This window comes from Streptomyces sp. BRA346 (assembly GCF_052851135.1).
This window is the reverse complement of sequence record NZ_JAIWIH010000107.1, coordinates 1-5,545: the sequence shown is the minus strand read 5'-3', so window position 1 is coordinate 5,545 and position 5,545 is coordinate 1. Positions and strand designations below refer to the sequence as shown.

Annotated in this window: 1 protein-coding gene and 1 pseudogene; both read left to right on the top strand. The window is 74.6% G+C overall.

Annotation, left to right across the window (positions count from 1 at the left end; all coding sequences use genetic code 11):
* Positions 1-3,379, top strand: a 3,379-nt coding sequence (locus LCH29_RS43510; RefSeq protein WP_446467211.1) for an SDR family NAD(P)-dependent oxidoreductase, incomplete at its 5' end; no start/stop codon positions are given.
* 10 nt (positions 3,380-3,389) lie between these two features.
* A pseudogene (locus tag LCH29_RS43505) lies at positions 3,390-5,545 on the top strand (type I polyketide synthase); the annotation flags it as partial.

Here is a 5,545-nt window from a genome sequence, read left to right as displayed (position 1 = left end):
GTTCCACTCGCCCCGCATGGACGGGATGCTGGAGGCGTTCCGCGAGGTGGCGCAGGGGCTGTCGTACGAGGCTCCGCGCATCCCGATCGTCTCCAACCTGACCGGTGCCGTGGTGTCCGCCGAGGAGATCACCAGCCCCGACTTCTGGGTGCGCCACGTCCGGGAGGCCGTCCGCTTCCTCGACGGCATCCGCACCCTGGAGGCCCAGGGCGTCACCACGTACGTCGAACTGGGCCCCGACGGTGTGCTCACCGCCATGGCCCAGGACTGCGTGACCAGCGACAGCGACGCCGCCTTCGCCTCCGCCCTCCGCAAGGACCGCCGCGAGGCCGAAGCCCTGACGACCGCCGTCGCCCGTGCGTACGTCCGTGGCGCGGCCGTCGACTGGGAGGCGTTCTTCGCCGGGACCGGGGCGCGCCGCGCCGAGCTGCCCACGTACGCCTTCCAGCGCGAGCGCTACTGGCTGGAGGCCCCCGCCGGGGCCGTGGGCGACGTGGTGTCGGCCGGGCTCGGCTCCGCCGATCACCCGTTGCTGGGTGCTGCGGTGGACCTGCCCGACTCCGAGGGCTTCCTCTTCACGGGTCGGCTGTCGCTCCGTACCCACCCGTGGCTGGCCGATCACGCCGTCATGGACACCGTGCTGCTGCCGGGGACGGCCCTGGTCGAACTGGCCGTCCGGGCCGGTGACCAGGTCGGTTGCGACCAGGTCGAGGAGCTGACCCTGGAAGCGCCGCTGGTCCTCCCCGAGCGCGGCGCGGTGCAGCTCCGCGTCTCCGTGGACGGGCCCGACGGCCCCGAGGGGCGGCGCGCACTGCACATCTACTCGCGCCCGGAGGACGCGGCCGACGAGCCGTGGACCCGGCACGCGGCCGGTGTGCTCGGCGCCACCGGCCCGGCCGCCACCGCGCCGAGCACCATGGCGCAGTGGCCCCCGGCGGAGGTCGACGGCACGGCCGTCGAGCCGATCGACGTCGACGGCCTGTACGACGGTTTCGCGGCGCTCGGTCTCGCGTACGGCCCGGTGTTCCAGGGGCTGAAGTCCGCCTGGCGGCGCGGCGACGAGGTGTTCGCCGAGGTGGCGCTGGGCGAGGAGCAGCAGGGCGAGGCCCGTGCGTACGCCTGCCATCCGGCGCTGCTGGACGCCGCGCTGCACGCGGTGGGCCTCGGCGGGTTCTGGGCGGTGGAGGAGGCCGGGCAGGCGCGGCTGCCGTTCTCGTGGGACGGCGTACGGCTCCACGCGGTCGGCGCGACGGCGCTGCGGGTGCGGGTTTCCCCGGCCGGGCAGGGCGCCGTGGCGCTGGAGATCACTGATGAGGCCGGTGCCCCGGTGGTGTCGGTCGGCTCGCTCGCGCTCCGGCCGCTCGACCCCGGGCAGTTCACCGCGAGCAACGCCCGTCACCACGAGTCGCTGTTCCGCGTCGACTGGGCCGCGCTGCCCACGTCCGACGCAGCGCAGGACGACACCGCCGCCCTGTGGGCAGTCCTGGAGAACACCGGCGGCGGCGACCTGAAGATCACCGGGGCGCTGGCCGACACCGGGATCGAGGCCGAGACCTACGCGGGCCTGTCCGCGCTCGGCGAGGCGGTCGAGGCCGAGGGGATCGCGCCGGACGTGGTCCTCGTACCGTGCCTGCCCGACCTCACGACCCCCGGGGACACCGCGGCCGCGGCGCACACCGTGACCCTGCGGGCGCTGGCCCTGGTACGGGAGTGGCTCGCCGACGAGCGGTTCGCCGACTCGCGGCTGGTCCTGCTCACCCGGGGCGCCGTGGCCGCGACGACGGACGGGGAGAACGCCGACGAGGGCGTGGACGACCTCACCCACGCCGCCCTCTGGGGCCTGGTGCGGTCGGCGCAGGCCGAGCACCCGGGCCGGTTCGTGCTGGCCGACGTGGACGGCGGCGCCGCCGCTGACACTTCCCTCTCCGCGCTCCTGTCCGCGCTGCGGACGGACGAGCCGCAGTTCGCCGTGCGCGCCGGGACCGCGTACGCACCCCGGCTGGCGCGCGTGGCCGCCCTGGACGAGGCGGCCGTGCCCGGCCTCGACCCGGCGGGCACGGTGCTGGTCACCGGCGCGTCAGGCACCCTGGGCGGGCTGCTGGCCCGCCACCTGGTGACCGGGCGCGGGGCCAGGCGGCTGCTGCTGACCAGCCGCCGTGGCGCCGAGGCGGCGGGTGCCGCCGAGCTGACGGCCGAACTCACCGAGTACGGCGCCCAGGTCACCTGGGCGGCGTGCGACGCGGCCGACCGGGACGCGCTCGCCGCCGTCCTGGCCGACATCCCCGCCGCACACCCGCTCACCGCCGTGATCCACGCGGCGGGCGTGCTCGACGACGGGACGATCGAGTCCCTCACCCCCGAGCGCGTCCAGCGGGTGCTGCGGCCGAAGGTCGACGCGGCGTGGAACCTGCACGAGCTGACCCGCGGCCACGGCCTCGCCGAGTTCGTGCTGTTCTCCTCGGCGGCCGGTGTCTTCGGCAACCCGGGACAGGGCAACTACGCCGCGGCCAACACCTTCCTGGACGCCCTCGCCCAGCACCGGCGCGGCCAGGGCCTGCCCGCCGTCTCCCTCGCCTGGGGCCTGTGGGACGACGAGGACGGCATGGCCTCCACCCTCGCCACCGCCGACCGGCAGCGCATGAACCGCGGCAGCATGAGCGCGCTCGGCAACGCCGAGGGCCTGGCGCTGTTCGACGTGGCCGGGCTCGCCGGACACGGGGTGCTGATCCCCGCCGCCCTGGACATCGCCGCACTGCGCGCCCAGTCCACCGCCGGGGTGGCGCCGCTGCTGCGCGGGCTGATCCGTACCCCGGTGCGGCGCGCCGCCGCGGCCGGCGGCGGCGGGGCGGACGACGCGACCGGCCTCGCCGACCGGCTCGCGCGCATGTCCGCGGCCGAACGGGACCGCTTCCTGCTCAACCTGGTGTGTGCCCAGGTGGCCACCGTGCTCGGGTACGGCAGCGCGGCGGCCATCGAACCGGCCGCGGCCTTCAAGGACCTGGGCTTCGACTCGCTCACCGCCGTCGAACTCCGCAACCGGCTCGGCGCGGCCACCGGCCTCCGGCTCCCGGCCACGCTGATCTTCGACTACCCGACGCCCGACGCCCTCGCCGACCATCTGCGTGCGGAACTCCCGCACGGGGACGGCGGCGGCCCGTCGGTGTTCGGCGAACTCGACCGGCTGGAAGCCGCCCTGGCGGGGGCCGCGGACGACAGCGTCACCCGCTCCAGGATCACCATGCGCCTCCAGGCCCTGCTGGCGAAGTGGAACGACGCGCAGGACGCGGCGGCCGACGGCGACACCGACGACAACGACCTCGAATCAGCGACCGACGATGAGCTTTTCGACCTGCTCGACGACGAACTCGGCTCCTCCTGAAAGGGAGCGACTGGAACTCATGAGCACCACCTCCCCCTTCGCAAGGAGCCGACGCAATGGTGAATAACGAGGACAAGCTTCGCGACTACCTCAAGCGGGCCACCGCCGACCTGCGTCAGGCCCGCCGTCAGCTGCGCGAGGTCGAAGAGCGGCACCAGGAGCCCATCGCGATCGTCGCGATGAGCTGCCGCTACCCGGGCGGCGTCCGTACCCCCGAGGAGCTGTGGCGGCTCGTCGCGGGCGGCGAGGACGCCATCTCCGGCTTCCCCACCGACCGCGGCTGGGACATCGAGTCGCTGTACGACGCCGACCCCGACCAGGCCGGGGCCAGCTATGTGAGCGAGGGCGGATTCCTCTACGACGCGGGCGGCTTCGACCCCACGCTCTTCGGGATCTCGCCGCGCGAGGCCATGGCGATGGACCCGCAGCAGCGGCTGCTGCTGGAGTCGTCGTGGGAGGCGTTCGAGCGGGCGGGACTCGACCCGACCGGGCTGCGCGGCAGCCGCACCGGGGTGTTCGCGGGCGTCATGTACCACGACTACACCTCGCGGCTCGACTCCGTGCCCGAGGGCGTCGAAGGCTTCCTCGGCACCGGAAGCTCCGGCAGCATCGCGTCCGGCCGCGTGTCGTACACCTTCGGCCTGGAGGGCCCGGCGGTCACGGTCGATACGGCCTGCTCGTCGTCGCTGGTCACCCTGCACATGGCCGTGCAGGCGCTGCGAGGCGGCGAATGCTCGCTGGCGCTCGCGGGCGGGGTGACCGTGATGGCCACGCCGTCGACGTTCACCGAGTTCAGCCGTCAGCGCGGGCTCGCCGCCGACGGCCGCTGCAAGCCGTTCGCCGCCGCCGCCGACGGGACCGGCTGGGGCGAGGGCGTCGGCATGCTGCTCGTGGAGCGGCTGTCCGACGCGCGGCGCAACGGCCACCCGGTGCTCGCCATCGTGCGCGGCTCGGCCGTCAACCAGGACGGCGCGTCCAACGGCCTCACCGCGCCCAACGGCCCGTCCCAGCAGCGCGTCATCCACCAGGCGCTCACCAACGGTGGTCGAGGCGCACGGTACGGGGACGACGCTGGGCGACCCGATCGAGGCGCAGGCGCTGCTCGCCACGTACGGCCAGGACCGGCCCGAGGGGCAGCCGTTGCTGCTGGGCTCCATCAAGTCCAACATCGGCCACACCCAGGCCGCGGCCGGTGTCGCCGGAATCATCAAGATGGTCATGGCCATCCGCCACGGCGTGCTGCCCAAGACGCTGCACGTCGACGAGCCCACCCCGCACGTGGACTGGTCGGCCGGCGCCGTGTCGCTGCTCACCGAGACCACACCGTGGCCGCGGACCGACCGGCCGCGCCGCGCCGCGGTGTCCTCGTTCGGCTTCAGCGGTACGAACGCGCACACCATCCTGGAGCAGGCCCCCGCCGAGGAGGACGCGGAGGCGCCCGCCGAGGAACTTCCGTCGCGGCGGCTGGACGCGGTGCCGTGGGCGGTGTCCGGCAAGAGCGCCGCGGCGCTGCGCGCACAGGCGGAGCGGCTGCTGACCCAGCTGGAGGCCGACCCCGCGCTGCGCCCCGTCGACGTGGGCCTGTCGCTCGCCACGACCCGAGCACAGCTGGACCACCGCGCCGTGGTGCGGGGCCGCGACCGCGACGAACTGCTCGCCGGGCTCGGCGCGCTGGCCGGTGGCGGCATGGCGTCGAACGTGGCGCAGGGGTCCGCCATCGGCGGCCGGACGGCGTTCGTGTTCCCGGGGCAGGGCTCGCAGTGGGCGGGCATGGCGGTGGGGCTGATGGACGCCTCGCCGGTGTTCGCCGCCCGTATCGAGGAGTGCGCGGCGGCCCTGGCGGAGTTCACCGACTGGTCGTTGGTGGAGGTGCTGCGGGGCGCCGAGGGTGCGCCGTCGCTGGAGCGCGTCGACGTGGTCCAGCCGGTGCTGTTCTCGGTGATGGTGTCGCTGGCCGAGCTGTGGCGCTCGTTCGGCGTCGCACCGGCTGCAGTGGTGGGCCACTCGCAGGGTGAGATCGCGGCCGCGTGCGTGGCGGGGATTCTGTCGCTTCAGGATGCCGCGCGTGTGGTGGCGTTGCGGAGTCAGGCGATCGGCCGGGTGCTGGCGGGCAAGGGCGGCATGGTGTCGGTGGCGCTGCCGGTGTCGGAGGTACGGGAGCGGATC